The sequence below is a fragment of the Thalassospira lucentensis MCCC 1A00383 = DSM 14000 genome, from assembly GCF_000421265.1.
Taxonomy (GTDB): Bacteria; Pseudomonadota; Alphaproteobacteria; order Rhodospirillales; family Thalassospiraceae; genus Thalassospira; species Thalassospira lucentensis.
Map to the genome: position 1 here is coordinate 193,279 of NZ_ATWN01000005.1, position 22,660 is coordinate 215,938.

Below are 22,660 nucleotides of genomic sequence, written 5' to 3' on the forward strand. Positions count from 1 at the left end.
TCAGCGTGTCAAAACACCAGTTCGGCGGATTTTCTTTTGCAACTGCATCACGCCGTAAATCAGCGCTTCGGCTGTCGGCGGGCACCCCGGAACATATACGTCAACCGGAACAACACGATCACAACCGCGCACCACCGAATAGGAATAGTGATAGTAACCGCCGCCATTGGCGCACGACCCCATCGAAATAACCCAGCGCGGCTCTGCCATCTGGTCATAGACCTTACGCAGTGCCGGGGCCATTTTGTTGGTCAGTGTACCAGCAACGATCATGACATCTGATTGACGCGGGCTTGGGCGGAAGACAAGACCATACCGGTCAAGGTCATAACGCGACGCAGCCGAATGCATCATCTCAACAGCACAGCATGCCAGACCAAAGGTCATTGGCCACATCGAACCAGTGCTTGCCCAGCTAGCGAGCTTGTCGAGATTGGCAAGGACAAAGCCCTTGTCGTTCATCTCATCAAACACGCCCTTAAGCAGGGTATCCTGATCCGTGCCGGGTGCCAGGGATGCGCCTGTATTGGTGCTCACTCCCATTCCAAAGCTCCCTTCTTCCATTCGTAGATAAATCCGACCGTCAGAACGGCCAGGAAGATCACCATCGAAACGAAGCCGAATGTGCCGATATCGCCGAGGGTAACAGCCCACGGGAACAGGAACGCGACTTCAAGGTCGAAAATAATGAACAAGATTGCAACCAGATAGAACCGGACGTCAAACTTGATGCGCGCGTCTTCAAACGGCGCAAAACCGCACTCATATGCGGACAGTTTTTCGACATCCGGTGCCTGTTTGGCAAGAACCAGCGACGCGATGATGATTACCGCCGAAAGACCGACGGCGATCCCGATAAACACCAGGATCGGAAGATATTCCGAAAGAAGCTCTTGCATCTCTCTGACCTCTCAAGAACAGGCCTTCTGACCCGACCAGGTCCCCACCTGGCCAATATCGGCGCACCATAGCGTATGCGCCGCACAAGTTCCAGACATTCGAACAGTTTGACCCGTCTTAAGTCCAGAAACTTTCTAATCTTTTCTTACCGTTTACTATCGTCCGATATCGGGCCGCACATCGATATGATCAAGACCCAATCGTGCGAAGCAACGTTAGCAACACATGAAAAGGCGACCGCGGAAAAGACGAAACGCCCGATAAAAGGCAACAGATGAAGGGTCATGGCGCGAGCGACGAGACTTGAACTCGCGACCTCCGGCGTGACAGGCCGGCGCTCTAACCAACTGAGCTACGCCCGCAAAATGACCATCATTCGGCGCGCCTTTGTTAGACCACACCCAAAACCAAGTCAAGCAGCTAGCAGTGTTTTCAACCCTTTCGACATTTAGGCGCGCCAACATCACCCTGTGAATGACAAATTCGGCTCCTTTTGTACTGAATTAACCCTTTCTGCACATTTTACGCCCTCAATTCGTTTGGGGTTTTGCATTGGGGCGTCAGCTTTTATAGAATTGTTGACAAATTTCTCCTATCTTACGGTGCGATAGGGGCAAGTTCGAACATCCCACAACTGATTTCGAACAGAGTCATTAGGACGGAGAAGACCACTCGTGGGGCGCGTTAAAGAAGAATACAGATCACTGGCCGGTCCTGAGAAAGCTGCGATTCTCATGCTCGCACTTGGCGAAGAACACGCGACCAAAATGTTCAGCATGATGGATGATGAGGAAATCAAAGAGATTTCCCAAACCATGTCGAGCCTTGGCACCATCGGATCTAACATCGTTGAACGCCTGTTTGTCGAATTTGCAGATCAGCTTTCTTCAACCGGCTCGCTTGTCGGCTCGTTTGATACAACCGAACGCCTGCTCTCGAAAGTTCTGTCCGAAGACCGTGTTAACGGCATCATGGAAGAGATCCGCGGCCCTGCGGGTCGCACCATGTGGGACAAGCTCAACAACGTTAACGAAGCCGTTCTGGCAAATTACCTTAAGAACGAATACCCACAGACAGTCGGCGTTGTGCTCTCAAAGCTTAAACCCGGCCACTCTGCGGCCGTGCTGTCGCTTTTGCCGGAAAACTTCTCAATGGAAGTTATCATGCGTATGTTGCGCATGGAGGCCGTGCAGAAAGAAGTCCTCGACAATATCGAGAAAACGCTTCGCACCGAGTTCATGTCCAACCTTGCGCGCGGTTCGCGCGGGGATAACCACGAACTTATGGCCGATATCTTCAACAGCCTTGATCGCCAGAGTCAGGACCGGTTCCTTACCGCACTTGAGGAACGTAACCGTGACTCTGCGGAAAAGATCAAAGCCCTCATGTTCACCTTCGAAGACCTTGCACGCCTGGACAACAACGGTGTTCAGACCCTGCTGCGTCAGGTAGAAAAAGACAAACTGGCCTTGGCCCTCAAAGGATCGACCGATCAGATGCGCGACCTGTTCTTCAAGAACATGTCCGAACGTGCAGGCAAGATGATGCGCGAAGACATGGACGCACAGGGGCCTGTCCGCCTGTCGGATGTCGAAGAGTCGCAAATGATGATTGTGCAACTGGCCAAGGAACTGGCGGCACAGGGCCAGATCGTTATTTCCGAAGGCGGCGGCGAAGACGAAATGGTCTATTAAGCCCCGCGGCCACGTCAAAACGATTTCACAAAGGACAGCCTCGCGCTGTCCTTTGTCTTTTATGCACCCTCAACAACGGCTAAGACTGTTTTACGCGCAGCCTACCCCTGCCCGCCATTTTAATTATGTACTTTGATTATCCAATGATGACGTTCGGGACCGGGTCGGTAATCGACTTGATTTCCCAACGCAGGCGGTTCTGCCCACCAACCTTGGTGAACTCATCTGCGTTATGGCTGCGGATGCCAGCAGACGTCCGAACTTCAATCTTGCCGGTCATTTGATAGCCCAATGCGGTCAGGCGCTCCTCATAGCGATCAGGAACGAACCCGCCACGAATTTCGACGGTATTGGAGTCTGTGTAAAAGAACATCTCGAGAATGCGGGAATTGCGGCGCACAAAGACAAAGCTTTTATCGCGCATGATATTGCTGCGGCGTTCATAAACGATGTTGAACACCCCGCGCCCATTGTACGTTAGCTGCCGCACACCGGAATCGCGTTTCAGGTCGGCCAAAACAACTGCGACCTTTTCCTTTTCCGCATCGGCATCAAGGGTACCATCCAAAAGGCCCTCTGTGATGGTTGGCTGCACAAGCAAGCCCCGGTAGCTCAGCCGATAATCACCGTTGCGCTCCATACTGAGATCAATGGTGAAGGCTTCGGGGAGATAACAGCCAACAAGGACCACAGGCATCAACAGCGCCAGCAGGAAGCTCCTGAGGCTTCGTAGAGCGACTTTGTCGCCCAGTGACGACATATCCCGGCAAAACGGCGTGAGCCACGTTGAAATCAGTTTGGATTGACGGTCGTTCATTATGGTTATTTTCCAATTTCTCGTGGCCACAAGATCAAGAGTGCCTGTCAGGCTAGCAAGCGTCAACTTTTACAGTCATTTACACCGGCCAGCGCCATGAATGGCCCCGATAGACCACCGATCCGATTCGCTAGGCCTCGTGCGATTTGTGCGTGTGCACCGCAAATATTATCGCACTGCGACACTGTGGGCCCAATATCCATATGGATCATACATTTTATGGATGACGCACTGCAGGATGTCCTGACGCCGTTTGATCCACAAAATGGATTTGGCGCACCAAAAGCGTGGCTGTTTTGGACGCAGTGTGAAAACTGGCGTTATGTGGGGAAATGCAGGAATTATCGGGAATGTGAATCAGGCAAAGAAAAAGGCACCCTTTAGGGGTGCCTTAATCGTGGTGGGTGATGAGAGATTCGAACTCCCGACCCTCTCGGTGTAAACGAGATGCTCTAACCAGCTGAGCTAATCACCCGATGTTCCCGCGCTGTATTCTGCGGAAGCGGGGCGGAACTTAGCATGCTTTTTGCAAAAAGCAATCGATACATTGCAGAAAATTGAAACTTCTATTTCAAGGGTATTTAACATTGCCACATGGTCAACCGTGACACCCTGTTTTACGCGTTTTACAGCAGAAAACGGCGCGATATCAAGACAGCTCGAAACGAATTTGACGACGATGTGATTCGATCAAAAACAGACAAAGAAAAAAGGCACCCTTTAGGGGTGCCTTAATCATGGTGGGTGATGAGAGATTCGAACTCCCGACCCTCTCGGTGTAAACGAGATGCTCTAACCAGCTGAGCTAATCACCCGATGTTTCCGCGCTATCTTGCGAAAGCGGGCGGAACATAGCATGGATTTTAGAAAAAGCAATGCCGGTGACTGATGTCACCGGCATTTTTATTCAAAACATCGCCAAACTTAGTTGACGGCGTCTTTAAGGCCTTTACCAGCCTTGAATTTCGGCTGTTTCGATGCCGGGATGTCGATTTCTTCACCGGTGCGCGGGTTGCGACCTTTTGAAGCAGCGCGAGCAGCGACAGCGAAGGTACCGAAACCAACCAGACGAACTTCGTCGCCGGATTTCAAAGAATCGGTGATGGAATCGAAAACAGCATCAACTGCCTTAGCGGCGTCAGCTTTTGAAAGATCGGCTTTAGCAGCTACACTTCCAACGAGATCGTTTTTATTCACTTCCTGGCCCCCTTGTTTGGACGTTCGGAGTTATGAGGAAATTTGGTTTGCCCCAAACCTGTTGCATGGGCAGTGTAAGCAGGTCACAAACATCTCGTCAATGCGAGAGACGCAGTTTTCTGCGGTTTCTGACGTTTTTTTCGATTTTTTGCACTTTACACTCCCCCAGACATAGACCTTTGTCGATTCTTGGCCAAAGTTATCCACAGAAAAAGGGGAGCAATCATGCTGCTCCCCTTTGATTTCTGCCAGTTCGGGCGTTTGTTAATGCGTGGTCACACCACCAACATCCGATTCTTCGTCGTCTTTGGATTTGACGACAACGTCATCGACACCCTCTTCCCATTCAATCGGCACCAGCGGATTGACCAGTGCGTGGCTGAGAACCTCGTCGACATGCGACACCGGAATGATTTCCATACCGCGTTTAACGTTATCGGGAATCTCTTCGAGATCCTTTTCGTTTTCCTGCGGGATCAGGACAACTTTCACCCCGCCGCGCAATGCGGCCAGAAGTTTTTCTTTCAAACCACCAATCGGAAGAACACGACCACGCAAGGTAACCTCGCCTGTCATGGCGACATCTTTGCGCACCGGATTTCCTGTTAGAACCGAAACAACCGACGTCACCATGCCAACACCAGCGGACGGACCGTCTTTTGGTGTTGCGCCCTCAGGAACGTGAACGTGAATGTCACGTTTCTGGAACAGAGTCGGCTTGATGCCAAAGTCTACGGCACGCGACCGCACGAACGATGTCGCTGCCTGAATCGATTCAGTCATGACCTCACCGAGCTTACCGGTGGTTTTCATGTTGCCTTTGCCCGGTACAGTGACCGATTCAATCTGCAACAGATCGCCGCCAAATTCGGTGTAGGCAAGACCGGTAACAACACCGACCTGATCTTCACCCTCGGTTGCGCCATAGCGGAACTTACGGATCCCGGCATATTTACCAAGGGTCCGCGGCGTTACACGCACAGATTTGATGCTTTCGAGCAAAATCCGCTTGGTCGCCTTACGGGCAAGACGGGCCAGTTCACGTTCAAGACTACGCACCCCGGCTTCGCGGGTGTAGTAACGGATCAGATCACGCAACGCGTCGTCCGAAATGCTCCACTCATCCTTTTTCAGGCCGTTATCCTTGACCTGTTTGGGGATCAGGTGACGCTTGGCGATTTCGACCTTCTCGTCCTCGGTATACCCCGAAAGACGAATGATCTCCATACGGTCCAACAGCGGCTGCTGCATCCGAAGCGAGTTCGCCGTGGTGACGAACATGACATCAGAAAGATCGTAATCGACTTCAAGATAGTGATCGTTAAAGGTCGAGTTCTGTTCGGGATCGAGCACCTCAAGCAATGCCGACGCAGGGTCGCCACGGAAATCCGATCCCATTTTTTCAATCTCATCGAGAAGGAAAAGCGGGTTCGAATATTTGGCTTTTTTCATGCCCTGCACGATCTTGCCCGGCATGGACCCGATATAGGTCCGGCGGTGACCGCGGATTTCAGACTCATCACGTACGCCACCAAGCGACATCCGCACAAAGCTGCGACCGGTCGCATTGGCCATTGATTTACCAAGCGAGGTTTTACCAACGCCGGGAGGACCAACAAGACACAGGATCGGGCCTTTGACTTTTTTGGTCCGCGCCTGAACGGCTAAATACTCAAGGATGCGCTCCTTGACCTTTTCCAGACCAAAATGATCCTTATCAAGAACCTTTTTAGCCTTTTTCAGGTCGTGCGACACACGCGAACGCTTGTTCCACGGAATAGACACCATCCAGTCAAGATAGTTGCGCACCACGGTGGCTTCTGCCGACATCGGGCTCATATTGCGCAGTTTCTTGAGTTCGGCTTCGGCCTTTTCCTTTGCCTCTTTGGGCATTTTGGCTTTGTTCAGCTTCTCTTCGAGTTCAGAAGCTTCATCCTTGCCGTCTTCGCCCTCGCCCAGTTCTTTCTGAATGGCTTTAAGTTGCTCATTCAAATAGTACTCGCGCTGGGTTTTTTCCATCTGGCGTTTGACGCGGTTGCGGATCTTCTTTTCGACCTGCAGCACACCAATTTCGGATTCCATGAACCCGAAAATACGTTCCAGACGGTCACCAACAAGGGCGGTTTCCAGAAGTTCCTGTTTTTCGGAAATCTTAAGCGACAGGTGCGATGCAACCGTGTCCGCAAGCTTCGCCGGTTCTTCGATCTGATTGACCGAAACCAGGACCTCTGGCGGAATTTTCTTGTTGAGTTTGATGTACTGTTCGAACTGTGTGACCACAGAACGGGCGAGGGCCTCGAGTTCGCTGTCGTCTTCGTCAGCATCCTCGCGCACGCCGGCATGGGCCTGGAAGAACTCCGGATTATCAACGTATCCCGAAATTTCGGCGCGTTTACCGCCTTCGACCAATACCTTTACCGTGCCATCCGGCAGCTTAAGAAGCTGCAAAACAGTTGCAACAGTACCAACTTCATAGAGATCTTCGACTGCCGGATCATCAAGACCGGCGTCTTTCTGTGTGACAAGCAGGATCTGCTTGTCTTCGCGCATGACATCTTCGAGCGCACGCACAGACTTTTCACGTCCCACAAACAGGGGGACAATCATGTGCGGGAACACGACAATGTCGCGCAACGGCAGCACCGGATATATTTCGCCACGCGCTAATTCGACCATTATGTTCTATTCCCTAATCTGAGCCAAAACGTTGCTGCGGTCCTGCTTTAGGCCCCGCCAGCAACGCGAACATTCAGAAGATAATCTGAAATTCCCGCACCGCAATAGGTTGCCGGTGCGGGAAATTGATATCAGGCAGAGTGCTCGACACCTTCTTGACGTTCCGCATGGATCAGCAATGGTTTTGCTTTTCCTTCGACAACATCAGCGCTGATGACGATTTCCTCGACACTTTCGAGGGTTGGCAGGTCGAACATGGTATCAAGCAAGATGCCTTCCATGATCGACCGCAAGCCACGTGCACCGGTTTTACGTTGAATCGCCTTCTCGGCAATTGCTTTGAGCGCATCGGTCTGGAAGGTCAGTTTAACGTCTTCCATATCGAACAGACGCTCATACTGCTTGATCAGCGCGTTTTTCGGCTCGGTCAGGATCTGGACCAAAGCATCATCGTCGAGATCTTCAAGCGTTGCCAAAACCGGCAGACGACCAATGAACTCCGGGATAAGACCGAATTTCAAAAGATCTTCCGGCTCGACACCACGCAAAACATCACCCGTGCGCCGCTCTTCTGGGCTACGAACATCGGCACCAAAGCCAATTGCACTGCCCTTGCCACGCTGCGAGATCACCTTATCAAGGCCCGCAAATGCGCCACCTACGATGAACAGGATGTTGGTCGTGTCGACTTGGAGGAATTCCTGTTGCGGATGTTTCCGGCCACCCTGCGGCGGCACAGAGGCAACAGTGCCTTCCATGATCTTCAGCAATGCTTGCTGGACGCCCTCGCCCGAAACATCACGCGTAATCGACGGATTGTCCGACTTGCGCGAGATTTTGTCGACTTCGTCAATATAGACGATGCCGCGCTGGGCGCGTTCGACGTTGTAGTCTGCAGCCTGCAACAGCTTAAGAATGATGTTCTCGACGTCTTCACCGACATAACCGGCTTCGGTCAGTGTCGTGGCATCCGCCATGGTGAAGGGAACATCAAGAATCCGTGCCAAGGTCTGGGCCAGAAGCGTTTTACCGCAACCGGTTGGACCCACCAGCATGATATTGGATTTTGCCAGTTCGATATCTTCGTTCTTGCTGGCGTGATGCAGACGCTTGTAATGGTTGTGAACCGCGACCGAGAGAACTTTTTTCGCATGGCCCTGACCAATGACATAGTCATCAAGGACCTTGCAAATCTCTTGCGGAGAAGGCACCCCGTCAGCCGATTTGACGAGATGGGTTTTGTGCTCTTCGCGGATGATGTCCATGCAAAGCTCTACGCATTCATCACAGATGAATACGGTTGGACCGGCGATGAGCTTGCGAACCTCGTGCTGGCTCTTTCCACAGAAAGAACAGTACAGAGTGTTCTTGGAGTCCCCGCTATTCGATTTGCTCATACAAACCCCAATTACGTTTGACGTTATCTTTTATCGCCATGTTAGCCGGTAAACGATACCGATCTCAACGTTTAATCTGCGCTTTTCGGCCATTTGGCTACTTGATTGATATGGGATCGCCATTGTGGTTGCGAAACCCCTTACTCTAATCACCCAAACGTTTGAGTAACCGGCAAGTTCCAATCAACGGCCAAAAAGCCACGCACCCTCTTGTCTATGACTTAAAACTGCCATGAGGCAAGTTATAAAAAAACGCCCCGGCCAACGACCGGGGCGTTTTCACCGACCGTTATCAGACGATCAGTCTTTCTTTTCGGCGCTTTCCGTCTTCGGACGCGACGTGACCACCTCGTCAATCAGACCAAATTCCTTGGCCTGATCGGGGGTCAGGAAGTTATCACGCTCCATCGCATCTTCGATCGTCTTGAGATCGCGGCCGGTATGTTCGACATAGATCTCGTTAAGACGCTGACGCAGTGCCAGAATTTCGCGGGCATGGATTTCGATATCCGATGCCTGCCCCTGGAAGCCGCCAGACGGCTGGTGGATCATGACACGTGCATTTGGCAGGCAATAACGCTTACCTTTTGCACCGGCCATCAACAGTAGTGAGCCCATGGAAGCCGCCTGCCCCATGCACACCGTAGAGACATCACAACGGATGTACTGCATGGTGTCATAGATGGCGAGACCAGAAGTCACAACACCGCCCGGAGAGTTGATATAGAGCGAAATATCCTTATCAGGATTTTCCGATTCGAGATGCAGGAGCTGCGCGCAGATCAACGACGACATGCCGTCATGAACCTGACCGTTGATGAAGACGATCCGCTCCTTGAGCAAACGCGAAAAGATGTCATAGGCCCGTTCACCACGGCTGGTCTGTTCAACCACCATCGGTACGAGCGAGTTCATCCGTTCTTCAATCATCAACTGCAATCCTCCTGCATGATCCCAAACCGATTCCGGTAAGGATGTATTCACTTCCGATTAGTCAGCTTTCTTTTTAGCAGCCGGTTTCTTGGCAGCAGCTTTCTTGGCCGGAGCCTTTTTCTCTGCGTCCTTTTTCGCCGGTGCCTTTTTGGCAGCCGATTTTTTCTTCGGAGCTTCTTCTTCCTCTTCAGGCTTCAGAAGCTCTTCAACGGTAACGGTCTTTTCTTCAACCTTGGCAAGCTCAACGATGAAATCAACGACCTTGTCTTCATATACAGGGCCCTGAAGCGCCTGCAAGGCCTGCGGGTTATTTTTGTAGAATTCAATAACCTGCTGTTCCTGACCCGGATATTTCTGGGCTTCGGCAACGAGAACCTTGTTGACGTCTTCCTGAGTAACCTGAATGTCGTTATTACGACCAACTTCAGCCAGAAGCAGGCCAAGAAGAACGCGGCGTTCTGCGATTTCGCGGAACTCGGCGGTCAGCTCTTCTTCGGACTTGCCTTTGGTTTCGTCGTCTTCCTGTCCAGCTTCACGGGCCTGTTTGATCTGACCAATGATACCTTCGAGTTCGTTGTCGACCAAGGAGGTCGGCAGTTCGAACTTGTGGTTCTCAGCCAGCGCGTCAAGCAGCTCGCGCTTCATTTTCTGACGCGCGACCGATTCGTACTCACGGCCGTAATCCTTGCGGATTGCGTCTTTGAGCGCCTCAAAGCTGTCCTGACCGAGTTTTTTGGCCAGTTCATCATCCAGCTCAGCCGGTTTCTTTTCTTTGATTTCTTTGACGGTTACGTCGAACTCGGCATCTTTGCCTGCAAGTTCAGCAGCACCGTATTCTTCCGGGAATTTAACTTTAACGACGAGTTCGTCATCAGCGTTAACACCGGTAAGCTGTTCTTCGAAACCTTCGATGAACGAGCCGGAACCCAGTTCAAGTTCGTAAGCTTCGGCTTTGCCGCCTTCGAATGCTTCGCCATCGATTTTGCCGAGGAAGTCGATAACGACAACATCACCGGTTTTCGATTTGCGTTTGCGCGCCAACGGAGCAGTGGTGCCCTGTGCCGCTGCAATACGCTCAAGCGTTTCATTGACTTTGGCATCGTCGAGTTCAACGACTTCGCGGGTCAGCTTCAGCTTTTTGAAGTCCATGGCTTCGATCGCCGGGATGACTTCAACAGCAATGTCGAACTCAAGATCCCCGCCTTCATCGAATTTGGTTACTTCGATTTTCGGCTGAACGGCCGGGCGCAGGTCATTGTCGTTAAGAACTTTGCCTGTGTTTTCGTTCACAGTGGCTTCAAGAACTTCGCCCATGACCGATTGACCGTAGCGCTGACGCAGGAGTTTCGCCGGGATTTTTCCCGGACGGAAGCCTGGAAGGCGAACCTGGTCTTTGATCTCGTCAAGCTTGGCGACGACTTTTTCTTCGATGAGTGCGGCTGGCACCACGACTTTGAACTCGCGCGCCAGGCCTTCGTTTTTGGTTTCAGTAACCTGCATAGATAACTCTTTTGCTTGGTTCGAATAATGTCCGTTACGCGACGCAGTCCGGACGTCAGAAAGTCAAAATGACTAAACGAATATGTAATCTGGTCCAAATGTATGGTCTGCAGAGTGGTACGGGCGAAGGGACTCGAACCCCCACGAATTGCTTCACCAGGACCTAAACCTGGCGCGTCTACCAATTCCGCCACGCCCGCACACAAGCATACCAAACACGCCGGACGAACCGGCATGAGTGCGCCTTAATACAAACTTCGCTGACCTCATGCAAGCATCGCCTTTCGACATTTGCGTTCTGGCTCCAATTAAACGGCCTCAACAACCCAAAACCTTGCGGTTCTGCTGGCTTCGTTATGTCATGAAACTAACGCAAAAGGCGCTTCACACTGCTTGAAACAGCGATTTCCCCCTGCCCGACATAGTTTTCATGATTTTTTTCGATCATCGGCAGGTGATAAAGATAATTGACCATCATGCCAAATGACTGCGCCCAGCCGTCCAGCTTACCGTTACCGTTCCAGTTTAAACGCTCGATGCGTGCGCCATTGCTGAGATGGAAATGTGCGACTGGATCAAATGCCGACCCGGTTTCTGGTCGTTTGGCATTCAGAAGATACCATGCAGTCAAAAACTCGATATTGGTTTTGGTGCGTTCCCCCACCGCATCGGGGCTTTGTGCGGGTGGTTTTGGCCCCATCAATTCATCACAATCGTTTAATGCCGCTTCGATGACCTTGGGCAAGCCGGTTTCCGCCCCCTTTGCCATGGCATCAAGCTGACGATCCATCCAGGTCCGCAGCCCCGGTATGGGGGATAAGGTACAAAACTGTTTTAGATGCGGCAAATCGCGTTGTAGTTGGCTCACCACCCGCTTGATCAGGAAATCACCAAAGCTGATCCCGGCCAAACCGGCCTGCGCATTCGAAATGGAATAGAAAATTGCTGTATCAGCCCTCTCGACTGATCCCGCATTATCGCCATCATGACCTTCATCATCATCGTCGGCTTGAATAAGCTTGTCGATGTTTCCGGCAATTCCGTTGACCAAGGCAACCTCGACAAAGATCAAAGGCTCATCTGGCATTCCCGGATGGAAAAAGGCAAAGCAACGCCGGTCGGGTGCAAGCCGACGTTTCAAATCATCCCAGCTTTGAATGGCATGAACGGCTTCGTAGGCAATCAGTTTTTCCAATAGCGACGCGGGTGAATTCCACGTAATCCGTTCGAGTTCAAGAAACCCGATATCAAACCACGCCGCCAGCAAGGTCTTGAGATCACGTTCCAACATTGCCAGTCCGGGGGCTTCTTTGCGCCAGCGCAAAAGATCACCGCGAAGATCAACCAGAAACTTCACACCTTGCGGTAATGAATTGAATTCCTTAAGAATTGATCGAAACGGTGGCACAAGCGCATCGCGCAGTTCAGATTCGAGCAACGCCCTTTCCGCCAGATCATCGGCCATATCCCAATCTGTCATGATGGCCGCAACCCGGTCGCGATCGATCCCAAATTCATTGACCAGCAAGTGCAAGAACGCCCGCTTGCCATCGTCATCAAGACGCAAGAAATCATGACCAAGGGCGGCCGCCCGCCCCCGTGCCGACACCGCCCCGCCGCGCCCGGCAAGACAATCAGCAATCTGCCGTCGCCAGTGTTCCTGACGGCTCTGGTTTTCGTCACGTCCCAAACTGCGTACGACCGAACTGTCGCGCAGTTCACGCCACGCACCACGCAAATTATCAAGTGTTCTGTCTAGAAATGTTTGCGACATGATGGCCTCCAACGCTCTGTTGGGAGAAATATTGTACTGCGCCGACAATTTCAAAATCAGGCATGACGGCACAAGATACGCATCGCTTAGTCATACTTGATGTCTTGATATATCGGGGTTGTTTTGTTCTGCGTCCAGCATCGCAACAAAGATGTCATCGAAATGACCACGCAAAGGCTAAGTAAAAGCTATTTGCGCGATGCCAGCCACAATTCGCGCAAGATCACCGGCAAATGATCGGAGATGTCCTCGGCAATCAAACCCGGCCCAATATCTGTGCCACTGCGCCCATGCAACCAAACACCCATGCAGGCCGCATCAAACATCTCCATGCCTTGCGCCATAAGCCCGGTAATCACCCCGGCCAAAACATCCCCCGACCCGGCTGTTGCCAACCATGGGGCGTCAACCGCACTGATGGCGGCACGTCCATCCGGGGCCGCAATAACGGTGTCCGCCCCTTTTATCAGGACCGTGGCACCACTGCGCTTGGCCGCTGCACGCGCACGGGCCAGCTTATCGCCGTCAATATCGGGAAACAGGCGTGTAAATTCGCCTTCATGCGGCGTCAGAACCGTTGGCCCCTGCACGGCAAAACATAATGTGGATGGATCGTCGGAAAAACTGGTCAGCGCGTCCGCATCCAAAACGGTTGACCGGCAAAGATGCAAAAGCTGCAACACCAGACTGCGCGTACTGTCACCAACCCCATAGCCCGGCCCAACAACAAAAGCATTATGCCGACAGTCGTTCAAGAGGGCTTCAAGCCCGGAAATGGATGCCGTCATAGTGCCCGGGGCATCGGCGGCATAGACCGGCAATACAGACGCATCGGAAACAATGGTCAACAACCCAACACCCGAACGCCGTGCCGCGCGCGCGACAAGCCGTGTCGCACCCGTCATCATGGTCCCGCCAAAAGCCAGCAAATGGCCACGATGATATTTATGACCATCAAGCCCCGGCCAGCGAATACCAGCCCGCCACAACACCGGATCATTGCGCCAGCATGTCGGACGGATTTCCGACACTATCTGATCGGAAATGCCAATATCACGGATGACCAGTTCACCGCACAGCTGCCGTCCCGGCAACAAATAGTGCCCCGGCTTGGCCCGACAGAATGTCACCGTCAGATCCGCCTTGATCGCACACCCCATAATGCACCCGGTGTTTCCGTCAACACCGCTTGGCACATCGACCGAAACCACCACCGACATGCTGTCATTGACCGATGCAACAAGGTCGGCAACGTCGCCAGTAATGTCACGCGCCAGCCCCGCGCCAAAAATACAATCAACAATCAGATCCGCACCAACCACCAATGCCGGTGACAAGCGTTCGGTTGCCCCGTCCCACTTTTGGGCATGAAAGGCTGCATCACCGCCAAGGTGTTCGATCTCACCCAGCAACCCAAGACGCACAGACCAGCCTTCGTCACGCAGCAATCTGGCAATGACAAACCCATCACCACCGTTATTGCCCGGACCACAGAGAACCGAAACTGATCTGGGCGACCAATGGCGTATGATTTCCTCAAACACCGTCCGCCCGGCATTTTCCATCAGGACGTCACCGGGAATGCCACCGTCAATCGTCTTTCGGTCGGCGTCATACATCTGGTCGGTTGTTAGAATTTCAAACATTTTTCACCCTCAAAATTCCCTACCAACATTCCCTATCAACATCCTTGGCGCAGTCAACCTAAGCTCCGACTGTAAATCAGCAACAGACATCGGTAGCCATTTGTTTTTCGGCTCAGTATATTGCAAACGATTTCGCGAGTCAGACAGTTAAGACAGTTACGATCATTTGCATTGGTGTTTTGGTCTGATCGGCCCGCATACGCGAGAATTCACAACGAGGCTTTTCCGGCATGCATGTTGTCGTTTTGGGCGCTGGCGTCATTGGGACGACGGCGGCCTGGTATCTTTTGGAAAATGGCCATCAGGTTACTGTCATTGACCGCCAACATGCCAGCGCACAGGAAACCAGCTTTGCCAATGGCGGGCAAATTTCGGCCTGTCATGCAACACCTTGGGCCAATTCAAGCACTCCCAAACAAATCCTGAAATGGCTGGGCCGCGAAGAAGCACCCCTTTTGTTTCGAATGCGCTTTGACCCAAAGCTGTTTGCCTGGGGGCTTCGTTTCCTGCGCAATTGCACCGATGCACGGGCAAAAGAGAACCTTGAAAAGGCGTTGCGGGTTGCCGTCTACAGCCGTGACTGCCTAAGGCAACTGCGCAAGGATACCGGCCTTGACTATGATCACCGCCAACAGGGCATCCTTCACATATGTCGTGATGACCATGAATTAACCGCGGTTGAGACAGCCACCGCGCAAATGCGCGACTTTGGCCTGAACCGGCGTGTGGTCAGTGCAGATGAATGTTACGAAATTGAACCAACCTTGCATCACAGCAAGGCCCGCATCATCGGCGGCAGCTTTACCCCCGACGATGAAAGCGGGGACGCGCAGAAATTCACCAGCCTTCTGGCAGAAAAATGTATCGAACGTGGCGCAATTTTCAAATTTGGCACCACGATCACGGGCCTTGACCATGATCAGCGGCGCATTACGTCTGTGCGCACCGATCAAGGGAAGATTTCCGGCGATGCCTTTGCCGTCTGCTTGGGCAGTTACAGCCCGTTTTTGACCAACCCCCTTGGTATCCATCTTCCGATATATCCCTGTAAGGGCTACTCAATCAGCATCGACACCACCGGGCATGATGGTGCTCCGCAAACCGCACTGATTGATGACAGTGTGAAAATGGTTTATGCGCGCCTTGGCAACCGGCTTCGCGTGGCGGGAACAGCCGAACTGGATGGATATTCCCTGCGAATGTCCGAACGTCGCAAACAGTTGATTGTTGATAAAGCATTCGAATTATTCCCGAATTCCGGCGATCGGTCCAAAATTGAGTTTTGGTCAGGCCTGCGCCCGGTTACGCCGGATTCTGCCCCTATTCTTGGGGGCACAAAATATGGTAATCTATTTCTAAATACGGGGCATGGAACGTTGGGTTGGACAATGAGTTGTGGATCAGGCAAGGCAATCGCCGACCTGATAAGCCGCAAACGCCCAGACATTCCACTAACGGGGTTAGGTATCGAACGTTTTTGAACGGGCGTTACTGACGAATGATGGGATCAGGGGACGACATGACCAGCAATACACCGATTGGCACGCATACCGTACCATTGGCAGATCAGGTCGTTCTTAACGCCCTTCCGTATGCCGCGATCATTTGTGACCGCAACGGCAAGGTCCTGCAATGTAACGAAGCCATTGCACGGATGATTGGTGTTTCCAAGGAACGCATGCTGGGCACCACCGCCGGCTTCCTGTCCAAGGGCCTTCTGAACGACATTGAAGATGTTTTCGCATCCGGGCGGTCCTGGCGCGGTGACATTGTGCTGGTCAGCGCAAATAACGACAGCCATGTCTGTGACCTGTCGATTGCGCCGCTGGAATACTTCCAGAACAATGAGACCCGCACGGCTGTCTTGATGACACTTCTTGAAAATGATCGTCAAAAACAGGCCGAACGCAGCCTGATGGAACAAAATCGCAATCAGTCCGATGCCAATGCGTCAAAATCCGACTTTATCGCCAATATGGGCCATGAGTTGCGCACACCGCTGAATGCAATTATCGGCAATTCCGAGCTGATTGCCGAAGGCGTTCTTGGCGATATTACCGACGGATATCGTGATTGTGGTCGCGATGTTTTTGAGGCCGGCAAGCACCTGCTGGAACTGGTCAATAACGTTCTTGATGTTTCCAAGCTGTCGGCAGGGTCCATGACGTTGCAGTTAAACGACGAAGACCTTGTCTGCGTCATCAAAGAAGCCACAAAGCTTGCACGTGAAGATATTTCCCGCCACCAGCACAGCCTGCACTTCAATATTGCCGAAACACCAGTCCCGATGCGCTGTGACAAGCTCAAGATCAAGCAAATATTGATCAACATCCTGAGCAACGCGGCAAAATTTACCCCCGATGGCGGTGTCATCACCGTTGAACTTGCCCAGACCGACAAGGACATCACGATTTCCATCGCAGATACTGGTGTCGGCATGAGCCCGAATGACATCCCGCGCGCCTTTGCGCGGTTTGCACAGCTTCATCCTTCCGGAGTTAAGGAAAGCACAGGAACCGGCCTTGGCCTGCCCCTGGCAAAGCTTCTGGTCGAACTGCACGGTGGCCGCATGAGCATCGAAAGTGCGCTTGGCAAGGGAACGACTGTGGGCATTACCCTGCCCCGTCTCTGATCACCGCCCGACATAGACAAATCCAAAATACGTAAAGCCCGCAACGGAGCACTTTGGCTTCTGATGCGGGCTTTGCTGTCTGTTGGCCTCTGGTCTGGCTTATTGCTGCTTGGCCGAAAGGTTTATTTGATCGTGGCGCTTTCTGATTTCGGCGGGCCAACGGCTTTTGACGTAAGAAAGGCTGGCGAGAATTTCCTCATCCGTCAGGACATCCTCAAAACCGGGCATCGCCGACTGATAATCTTCCCCGGCCATGACCGATGGCCCATATTTGGTTAGAGCAAACAGCACCGCATCAGGATGATGCCACGTGTGGCCGGTTTCATCATGAGGTGGTGCAGGTAGCAATCCATTCGCATCACGTTCGCGCCAGTTGTCCTGTCCTTCGAATTGCCGACCGTGGCAGGACGCACAATTGGCGTCATAGACTTTCTTGCCAAGTGCGACCAACTTCAAATCATCCGGGCGAAGTTCAATGGATTGATCCCCACCAGCCCCCGGTCCGAAGAAAGTGATGATGCCATAAACAATGGCGGCACCAACCACCCCACCGACGACGAAAACGCCTTTATCTTTCACTGTGAACTCTCTCTTTGTTTTTTATCGCGCGTTTTTAACTGGCGAGATCATTGATGATGGGGCAATGCGGGCGATCATCCCCATGACAGGCATGCACCAGATGAGACAATGTCTTTTGCAGGCTTTGCAACTCAGCAATCTTGCGTTCGATTTCCGCCAGATGGGTTTTTGCGATGTTTTTGACATCCGACGACGCGCGGTTGCGGTCTTCATACAGCGACAACAACACGCGGCAATCCTCAACCGAGAACCCAAGCCCGCGTGCACGCTGTAAAAAGCGCAACTTGTGCAAATCATCCTCACCATAATCGCGATAACCATTGGCAAGACGTCCCGGCGTCACCAGACCGATATCTTCGTAATACCGGATGGTTTTGGCGGGCAATCCACAAGCACTTGCTGCGTCGGAAATATTCATTTCTCTGCCCCCCGCGCTTTCCAGCGTCGCAGCATCACAGAGTTACTGACAACCGATACGGAACTAAGTGCCATCGCCGCCCCGGCAATCGCCGGGCTCAGCACACCAAAGGCCGCCAGAGGCACACCGATGACGTTATAGGCAAAGGCCCAAAACAGGTTCTGGGCAATTTTGCGACGGGTTGCGATTGAAATATCAATGGCGTCGGCCACCAATGCTGGATCGGAACGCATCAGGGTAATGCCTGCCGTTTCCATGGCAACATCGGTTCCCCCACCCATAGCAATACCGACATCCGCTGCGGCCAATGCTGGTGCATCATTGATCCCGTCGCCAACCATGGCGACATGGCGGCCTTCTTTACGCAGTTTTTCAACCGCCAGCGCCTTGTCCTGCGGACGAATGCGCCCTTCACCGCGTTCAAGACCAAGTTGTTCGGCGACATAGCTTGCAACTTCCTGACTGTCACCTGACAGCATGATGCTGTTAATCCCTCTCGCCTTAAGGTCGGCAATCGTCTGTTTGGCACTTTCGCGAATGCGGTCTTCAAGGGTTATAAAACCGGCATATTTGCCATCAATCGCGATCAGGATGACAGTTCGCCCACGCGCCTCATGTTGCGCAATATCAGCCGAAATGACATCGGCATCCGGCATGGAAACTGATTGATCGCGCAACATGGTGTCCGTTCCGATGACAACTGATTTGCCTTCGACCGTTGCCATCACGCCAGCACCGGTTTTGCCCCGGAACTCGATCACATCTGGGATATCCATCCCCTGATCACGAGCAATCGACACCACAGCACGGGCCAATGGATGTTCGCTGGCCGCCTGAACCGCGGCGGCAAAACGCAAAAGGTCATTTTGATCAACACCGTCAACAGGTTTGACATCGCGTACGCCCGGGCTGCCTTCGGTCAGGGTGCCGGTTTTATCAAAGATGACGGTATCAATGTTATGTGCCTGTTCAAGCGCATCAAAATTGCGGATCAGAATACCCGCACGCGCCGCACTGCCTGTACCGGCAACCAGCGCCGTTGGTGTTGCCAGACCAAGTGCACAGGGGCACGCAATCACCAGCACTGACACAGCGGCAACGATAGATGCTTCCACCCCGAAACCGGCGAACAACCAACCAGCCAGCGTCACAAGCGCAATAACGATGACGACGGGCACAAAGACAGCAGAAACCCTATCCACCAGTTTTTGAACGGGTGCTTTGCCGGTTTGTGCCTTTTCTACCAAGCGAATGATGCGCGACAACGTGGTGTCGTCGCCAACAGCACTGACCATGATATCAATCCGCCCGGTACCATTGACGGCCCCACCGACAACCTCATCCCCGGCCACGCGCGCAACCGGGCGTGTTTCACCGGTGATAAGGCTTTCATCAAGTTCGCTTTCGCCCGCGTCAACAATGCCATCAACAGGCAAACGTTCACCGGGCAACACCCGCACGATATCGCCAACCTTCAGTTCGTCGATGGCAACATCAATATCCTTGCCATCGACGATTTTACGGGCACGGCGCGGACGCAATGCCATCAATTCGCGAATGGCGGCAGATGCCCCGCGTTTGGCACGGTCTTCCATGATCTTACCGCCAAGGATCAGGGTGATGATGGCGGCAGACGCCTCAAAATACAGATGTGATTGGCCACTCTGGGCGACAATCATGTTGTACAGGCTCAGGAAATAAGCCGACGACGTGCCCAATGCGACGAGGACGTCCATATTCGCACTGCGATGGCGTAATGCGGCAAACGCCCCGCGATAAAACCGCCACCCGATCAGGAACTGAACCGGTGTTGCCAAGGCAAGCTCAACCCACGCAGGCAAATGATATTCAACGCCGAGATACATCCAGACCATCTGAAGCACCAGCGGTGCAGTCAGAACAACCGACGCGCCCAGCAACAGCAACGACCGGTCAACCGGTTTGGCTGACCGCGCCGCGGTTTCGCTATCATTGTTGTCGTTTGCAGATGATTTATTCCGTGATGTCGCATGATACCCGGCATCTTCGACCGAACGGATAGCGATTTCATCATTCATCTGACCGGGAAGTGCGGTGATGCTGGCCTGCTCAAGAGCAAAGTTCACAGTGGCCTCTGTCACACCGGGCAATGCGGCCAATGCCTTTTCCACACGACCGGCACAGTTGGCACAGGTCATGCCATCAATGTCATAGGACCAGGTTTCTTCGGCGACGGAATAACCGGCATCCGCGACCGCCTGCGCAATGCGCCGCACATCCACTTTGTCGCCATCAAATGCGACATGTGCGGTATTGAGGGCAAGATTGACATCAACGCTTGTGACCCCCTCAAGTCCACCAACCGACTTTTCCACCCGTCCGGCACATCCGGCACAACTCATACCGGTGATTTCAAGGTTCACGTCGCGGCTGTTGGCGCTTGGGCTTTGTGGTGTTTTCGCGTCTGACGCAGGATCGTTGATCGCGGCGTCTTTTGCTTTTGTCCGGCTACTCATTTTCCTGAATCCTTAACGTGGTTTCATGTCTGATATAGGCGACGATAGACCTTCCAGCAACTGGAAGGTCAAGCAGGAAAATCAAACAACCGCAAACCAAATGCCAAAGCAAAGTCGGCACAAACAAAAAGGCCCCGAAATGCAACACTGCACCGGGGCCCTTTAGATATTAATGTATCAAGCCTTATCCTTGCGGGGTTGGCTCACCCGCGGCTTTGAACTGGATGTAGTTTGGCAGACCCATCATGTCGATCAGGCGAATTTGCTGTTCGATCCAATATGCATGGTCTTCCTCGCTATCATCAAGCAGCACGGTCAGCATGTTCCGGGTCTGGAAATCGTCTTCTGCTTCGGCAACCTTGATCGCCTTTTTGAGAAGATTGATCACATGATACTCGTGTTCGAGATCATTTTTCATCATCTCGGGCACGGTTTTGCCGATCTTGATCGGCTCACGTGATGCGGTGTCTGGCACACCTTCAAGGAACAAAATTCGCTCGATCAAACGCTTTGCGTGTTCAAGCTCTTCGTCCTTTTCATGATGCATGCGTTCATACAGCGCGTGCAGACCCCAATCAGCGTACATTTCTGCGTGAGTATTATATTGATCGGCTGCCGACAATTCAGCGGTAAGCTGTTTGTTTAGCGCGGCGATAACCTTTTTACTGCCCTTCATGGCGTAAGCTCCTGATCTGATTAATCGCCGTCGCCCGAACGGCTCTGGATGTAATTCTGCATTCCAATGTTTTCAAGCTGCCACTGCTCGGTCTCAAGCCAATCGAGATGTTCTTCCTGTGCTTCAAGGAATTTAACCAGCAGGTCGCGGGTGATAAAATCCTCGGCGGTTTCACAGGCCGTGATTGCTTCGCGTAGCAGCGGCAAGGAAGCCAATTCAAACTTCATGTCGCAGGTGACAATTTCCTCAACATTCTCACCAATCATGAGTTTATTGAGGTTCTGAAGATTGGGCAGCCCTTCGAGGAACAGAATGCGCTCGATGGTGTCATCGGCGCGTTTCATTTCCTGGATCGAGAGCTTGTATTCATACTCGCCCATTTCTTCGACACCCCAGTCACGGAGCATACGGGCATGCAGGAAATACTGGTTAATCGCAGTCAACTGGCTGGTCAAAATGCGATTAAGATACGTGATGATCTTGGGATCACCTTTCATCGTGGCTCTCCTGATGGTTCGGCTGACCAGATATTGGTAACCATACACCCTTGTTTCAAGGGAAAACCACGCCTTTGATTACCATTATCAATAATTTAGGCGTTTTTCCCAAAATCCGGTTTCAATTGCGGTTTAGTAAAAATCATTCGCACACTGCTACATGAGAATGCAAATCGGTTCGCCGCATTTATGGATACCTATCGACCATTTGGTGTAATTCCCCTGCCCGACTCGTACGTCCCCGTGTAGTCTGCAAAACACAGGCTAAAACACAAAAAGCCGGACAGATGTCCGGCTTTCGCATGGCATTCCCTTATTGAAAGGGCGCCTATATATCGCTGGCGTTATGCAATCGCGTCGCGAGCTGCCTTACGTGCAACGTCTCGGATCTGCCAAGGGGAAATCCCGACATCATCAAGGTCGCGCTTATCAAGACCGTAAAGTTCATTCGCAACAGAGCGAGCATAGGCCCAACGGCGAACAGCAACAAAAATACTAGATAAGATCATGTTGAACCTCCTTGGGTTACTAAAAAAGAACGCTGCCTAAAGCCTGATCGTTTTGAGCTTCTATGTTTGTTGGCGCGTTCTGCTCATCAACTTCTGCGATGCAATATGCCCAAAACTCTTTCGATCCTCAATCACCTAAGTATGCACATCATCTATTCCAAAAATTCACAGGTAGAACATAGTAAACTGAGGATCCCCGCCGTCAGGTCGTGGATGGAACGATTACTTCCCTGATTTTTCAAGCATTCCACACGTCAGGGAACTTTTGCGTCGCAGCATTTCAAAGCCGTTCCAGCAAGAATGAGGCGCAGATATTGGCA

20 protein-coding genes and 4 tRNA genes are annotated in these 22,660 nt (G+C 52.3%); 4 read left to right on the forward strand and 20 right to left on the reverse strand.

Translation table 11 applies throughout. The features are described from left to right. The 3 genes from K355_RS0112045 to K355_RS0112055 all read right to left on the reverse strand — a co-directional run bounded on the left by K355_RS0112045 (position 1) and on the right by K355_RS0112055 (position 1,262). Positions 1-543 carry a NuoB/complex I 20 kDa subunit family protein gene (locus tag K355_RS0112045; RefSeq protein WP_022732399.1) on the reverse strand — a complete coding sequence of 181 codons (543 nt, stop codon included), beginning with the start codon at positions 541-543 and terminating at the stop codon, positions 1-3. Continuing rightward, positions 534-899 carry an NADH-quinone oxidoreductase subunit A gene (locus tag K355_RS0112050; protein WP_022732400.1) on the reverse strand — a complete coding sequence of 122 codons (366 nt, stop codon included), beginning with the start codon at positions 897-899 and terminating at the stop codon, positions 534-536. Before K355_RS0112050 ends, K355_RS0112045 begins: the two co-directional genes overlap by 10 nt. 286 nt (positions 900-1,185) lie before the next feature. Beyond that, positions 1,186-1,262: transfer RNA gene (locus tag K355_RS0112055), tRNA-Asp, on the reverse strand. 312 nt (positions 1,263-1,574) lie between these two features. On the opposite strand from K355_RS0112055, the gene fliG reads away from it, so the two are divergent. Further along, positions 1,575-2,594 (forward strand): flagellar motor switch protein FliG, encoded by a 1,020-nt coding sequence (fliG, locus tag K355_RS0112060; protein WP_022732401.1) that lies wholly within the window; start codon positions 1,575-1,577, stop codon positions 2,592-2,594. 136 nt (positions 2,595-2,730) lie between these two features. Here the strand turns inward: fliG and K355_RS23885 are convergent, their stop codons facing one another. Next, entirely contained in the window at positions 2,731-3,411 is a 681-nt protein-coding gene (locus K355_RS23885; protein WP_022732402.1) for a hypothetical protein, read from the reverse strand. 219 nt (positions 3,412-3,630) lie between these two features. Here K355_RS23885 and K355_RS25560 point away from each other — a divergent pair, with 219 nt between their 5' ends. Then, positions 3,631-3,795: a hypothetical protein gene (locus K355_RS25560; protein ID WP_022732403.1), complete on the forward strand. Its 165-nt coding sequence runs from the start codon at positions 3,631-3,633 to the stop codon at positions 3,793-3,795. 14 nt (positions 3,796-3,809) lie between these two features. On the opposite strand, the gene K355_RS0112075 is transcribed toward K355_RS25560, so the two are convergent. The 10 genes from K355_RS0112075 to K355_RS0112120 form a co-directional block, all read right to left on the reverse strand. Continuing rightward, positions 3,810-3,886, reverse strand: a tRNA-Val gene (locus K355_RS0112075). 263 nt (positions 3,887-4,149) lie between these two features. After that, positions 4,150-4,226 (reverse strand) — tRNA-Val (locus K355_RS0112080). Between the two features lie 109 nt (positions 4,227-4,335). After that, complete coding sequence (locus K355_RS0112085) at positions 4,336-4,608, reverse strand: HU family DNA-binding protein (RefSeq protein ID WP_008891813.1); 273 nt, start codon at positions 4,606-4,608, stop codon at positions 4,336-4,338. Positions 4,609-4,872: 264 nt separating this feature from the next. Continuing rightward, the gene (gene lon, locus K355_RS0112090; RefSeq protein ID WP_022732404.1) at positions 4,873-7,284 is read right to left on the reverse strand and encodes an endopeptidase La; all 2,412 of its coding nucleotides are present in this window, start codon (positions 7,282-7,284) and stop codon (positions 4,873-4,875) included. Between the two features lie 131 nt (positions 7,285-7,415). Next, complete coding sequence (gene clpX, locus K355_RS0112095; RefSeq protein ID WP_022732405.1) at positions 7,416-8,681, reverse strand: ATP-dependent Clp protease ATP-binding subunit ClpX; 1,266 nt, start codon at positions 8,679-8,681, stop codon at positions 7,416-7,418. Positions 8,682-8,981: 300 nt separating this feature from the next. Continuing rightward, the gene (clpP, locus tag K355_RS0112100; RefSeq protein ID WP_022732406.1) at positions 8,982-9,611 is read right to left on the reverse strand and encodes an ATP-dependent Clp endopeptidase proteolytic subunit ClpP; all 630 of its coding nucleotides are present in this window, start codon (positions 9,609-9,611) and stop codon (positions 8,982-8,984) included. Positions 9,612-9,671: 60 nt separating this feature from the next. After that, on the reverse strand, positions 9,672-11,114 hold the full coding sequence (tig, locus tag K355_RS0112105) for a trigger factor (protein WP_022732407.1): 1,443 nt from the start codon (positions 11,112-11,114) through the stop codon (positions 9,672-9,674). Positions 11,115-11,229: 115 nt separating this feature from the next. Further along, positions 11,230-11,314, reverse strand: a tRNA-Leu gene (locus K355_RS0112110). A gap of 167 nt (positions 11,315-11,481) precedes the next feature. Further along, positions 11,482-12,888 carry a malonyl-CoA decarboxylase gene (locus K355_RS0112115; protein ID WP_022732408.1) on the reverse strand — a complete coding sequence of 469 codons (1,407 nt, stop codon included), beginning with the start codon at positions 12,886-12,888 and terminating at the stop codon, positions 11,482-11,484. Positions 12,889-13,076: 188 nt separating this feature from the next. Beyond that, positions 13,077-14,534, reverse strand: a complete 1,458-nt coding sequence (locus K355_RS0112120) for a bifunctional ADP-dependent NAD(P)H-hydrate dehydratase/NAD(P)H-hydrate epimerase (RefSeq protein WP_022732409.1) — start codon at positions 14,532-14,534, stop codon at positions 13,077-13,079. Between the two features lie 230 nt (positions 14,535-14,764). Here K355_RS0112120 and K355_RS0112125 point away from each other — a divergent pair, with 230 nt between their 5' ends. After that, entirely contained in the window at positions 14,765-16,015 is a 1,251-nt protein-coding gene (locus K355_RS0112125) for a D-amino acid dehydrogenase (protein ID WP_022732410.1), read from the forward strand. 38 nt (positions 16,016-16,053) lie between these two features. Next, positions 16,054-17,166, forward strand: a complete 1,113-nt coding sequence (locus K355_RS0112130) for a PAS domain-containing sensor histidine kinase (RefSeq protein WP_022732411.1) — start codon at positions 16,054-16,056, stop codon at positions 17,164-17,166. 99 nt (positions 17,167-17,265) lie between these two features. Here the strand turns inward: K355_RS0112130 and K355_RS0112135 are convergent, their stop codons facing one another. The 6 genes from K355_RS0112135 to K355_RS25375 all read right to left on the reverse strand — a co-directional run bounded on the left by K355_RS0112135 (position 17,266) and on the right by K355_RS25375 (position 22,340). Then, positions 17,266-17,745, reverse strand: a complete 480-nt coding sequence (locus K355_RS0112135; protein WP_022732412.1) for a c-type cytochrome — start codon at positions 17,743-17,745, stop codon at positions 17,266-17,268. A gap of 34 nt (positions 17,746-17,779) precedes the next feature. Continuing rightward, on the reverse strand, positions 17,780-18,163 hold the full coding sequence (cueR, locus tag K355_RS0112140) for a Cu(I)-responsive transcriptional regulator (RefSeq protein ID WP_022732413.1): 384 nt from the start codon (positions 18,161-18,163) through the stop codon (positions 17,780-17,782). Then, the gene (locus K355_RS0112145; RefSeq protein WP_022732414.1) at positions 18,160-20,658 is read right to left on the reverse strand and encodes a heavy metal translocating P-type ATPase; all 2,499 of its coding nucleotides are present in this window, start codon (positions 20,656-20,658) and stop codon (positions 18,160-18,162) included. The genes cueR and K355_RS0112145 overlap by 4 nt, the downstream gene beginning before the upstream one ends. Before the next feature lie 184 nt (positions 20,659-20,842). Then, positions 20,843-21,334 (reverse strand): bacterioferritin, encoded by a 492-nt coding sequence (gene bfr, locus K355_RS0112150; RefSeq protein ID WP_022732415.1) that lies wholly within the window; start codon positions 21,332-21,334, stop codon positions 20,843-20,845. Positions 21,335-21,354: 20 nt separating this feature from the next. Further along, positions 21,355-21,831: a bacterioferritin gene (gene bfr, locus K355_RS0112155; RefSeq protein WP_022732416.1), complete on the reverse strand. Its 477-nt coding sequence runs from the start codon at positions 21,829-21,831 to the stop codon at positions 21,355-21,357. A gap of 344 nt (positions 21,832-22,175) precedes the next feature. Then, positions 22,176-22,340 (reverse strand): DUF1127 domain-containing protein, encoded by a 165-nt coding sequence (locus K355_RS25375; RefSeq protein ID WP_022732417.1) that lies wholly within the window; start codon positions 22,338-22,340, stop codon positions 22,176-22,178. Positions 22,341-22,660: the final 320 nt, after the last annotated feature.

Bases quoted from the DNA above. Each gene is read 5' to 3' on its own strand.
- K355_RS0112045 (WP_022732399.1), bottom strand. From the start codon at position 543: ATGGGAGTGAGCACCAATACAGGCGCATCCCTGGCACCCGGCACGGAT.
- K355_RS0112050 (WP_022732400.1), bottom strand. From the start codon at position 899: ATGCAAGAGCTTCTTTCGGAATATCTTCCGATCCTGGTGTTTATCGGG.
- K355_RS23885 (WP_022732402.1), bottom strand. From the start codon at position 3,411: ATGAACGACCGTCAATCCAAACTGATTTCAACGTGGCTCACGCCGTTT.
- K355_RS25560 (WP_022732403.1), top strand. From the start codon at position 3,631: ATGGATGACGCACTGCAGGATGTCCTGACGCCGTTTGATCCACAAAAT.
- lon (WP_022732404.1), bottom strand. From the start codon at position 7,284: ATGGTCGAATTAGCGCGTGGCGAAATATATCCGGTGCTGCCGTTGCGC.
- clpX (WP_022732405.1), bottom strand. From the start codon at position 8,681: ATGAGCAAATCGAATAGCGGGGACTCCAAGAACACTCTGTACTGTTCT.
- clpP (WP_022732406.1), bottom strand. From the start codon at position 9,611: ATGATTGAAGAACGGATGAACTCGCTCGTACCGATGGTGGTTGAACAG.
- tig (WP_022732407.1), bottom strand. From the start codon at position 11,114: ATGCAGGTTACTGAAACCAAAAACGAAGGCCTGGCGCGCGAGTTCAAA.
- K355_RS0112115 (WP_022732408.1), bottom strand. From the start codon at position 12,888: ATGTCGCAAACATTTCTAGACAGAACACTTGATAATTTGCGTGGTGCG.
- K355_RS0112120 (WP_022732409.1), bottom strand. From the start codon at position 14,534: ATGTTTGAAATTCTAACAACCGACCAGATGTATGACGCCGACCGAAAG.
- K355_RS0112125 (WP_022732410.1), top strand. From the start codon at position 14,765: ATGCATGTTGTCGTTTTGGGCGCTGGCGTCATTGGGACGACGGCGGCC.
- K355_RS0112130 (WP_022732411.1), top strand. From the start codon at position 16,054: ATGACCAGCAATACACCGATTGGCACGCATACCGTACCATTGGCAGAT.
- cueR (WP_022732413.1), bottom strand. From the start codon at position 18,163: ATGAATATTTCCGACGCAGCAAGTGCTTGTGGATTGCCCGCCAAAACC.
- K355_RS0112145 (WP_022732414.1), bottom strand. From the start codon at position 20,658: ATGAGTAGCCGGACAAAAGCAAAAGACGCCGCGATCAACGATCCTGCG.
- bfr (WP_022732415.1), bottom strand. From the start codon at position 21,334: ATGAAGGGCAGTAAAAAGGTTATCGCCGCGCTAAACAAACAGCTTACC.
- bfr (WP_022732416.1), bottom strand. From the start codon at position 21,831: ATGAAAGGTGATCCCAAGATCATCACGTATCTTAATCGCATTTTGACC.
- K355_RS25375 (WP_022732417.1), bottom strand. From the start codon at position 22,340: ATGATCTTATCTAGTATTTTTGTTGCTGTTCGCCGTTGGGCCTATGCT.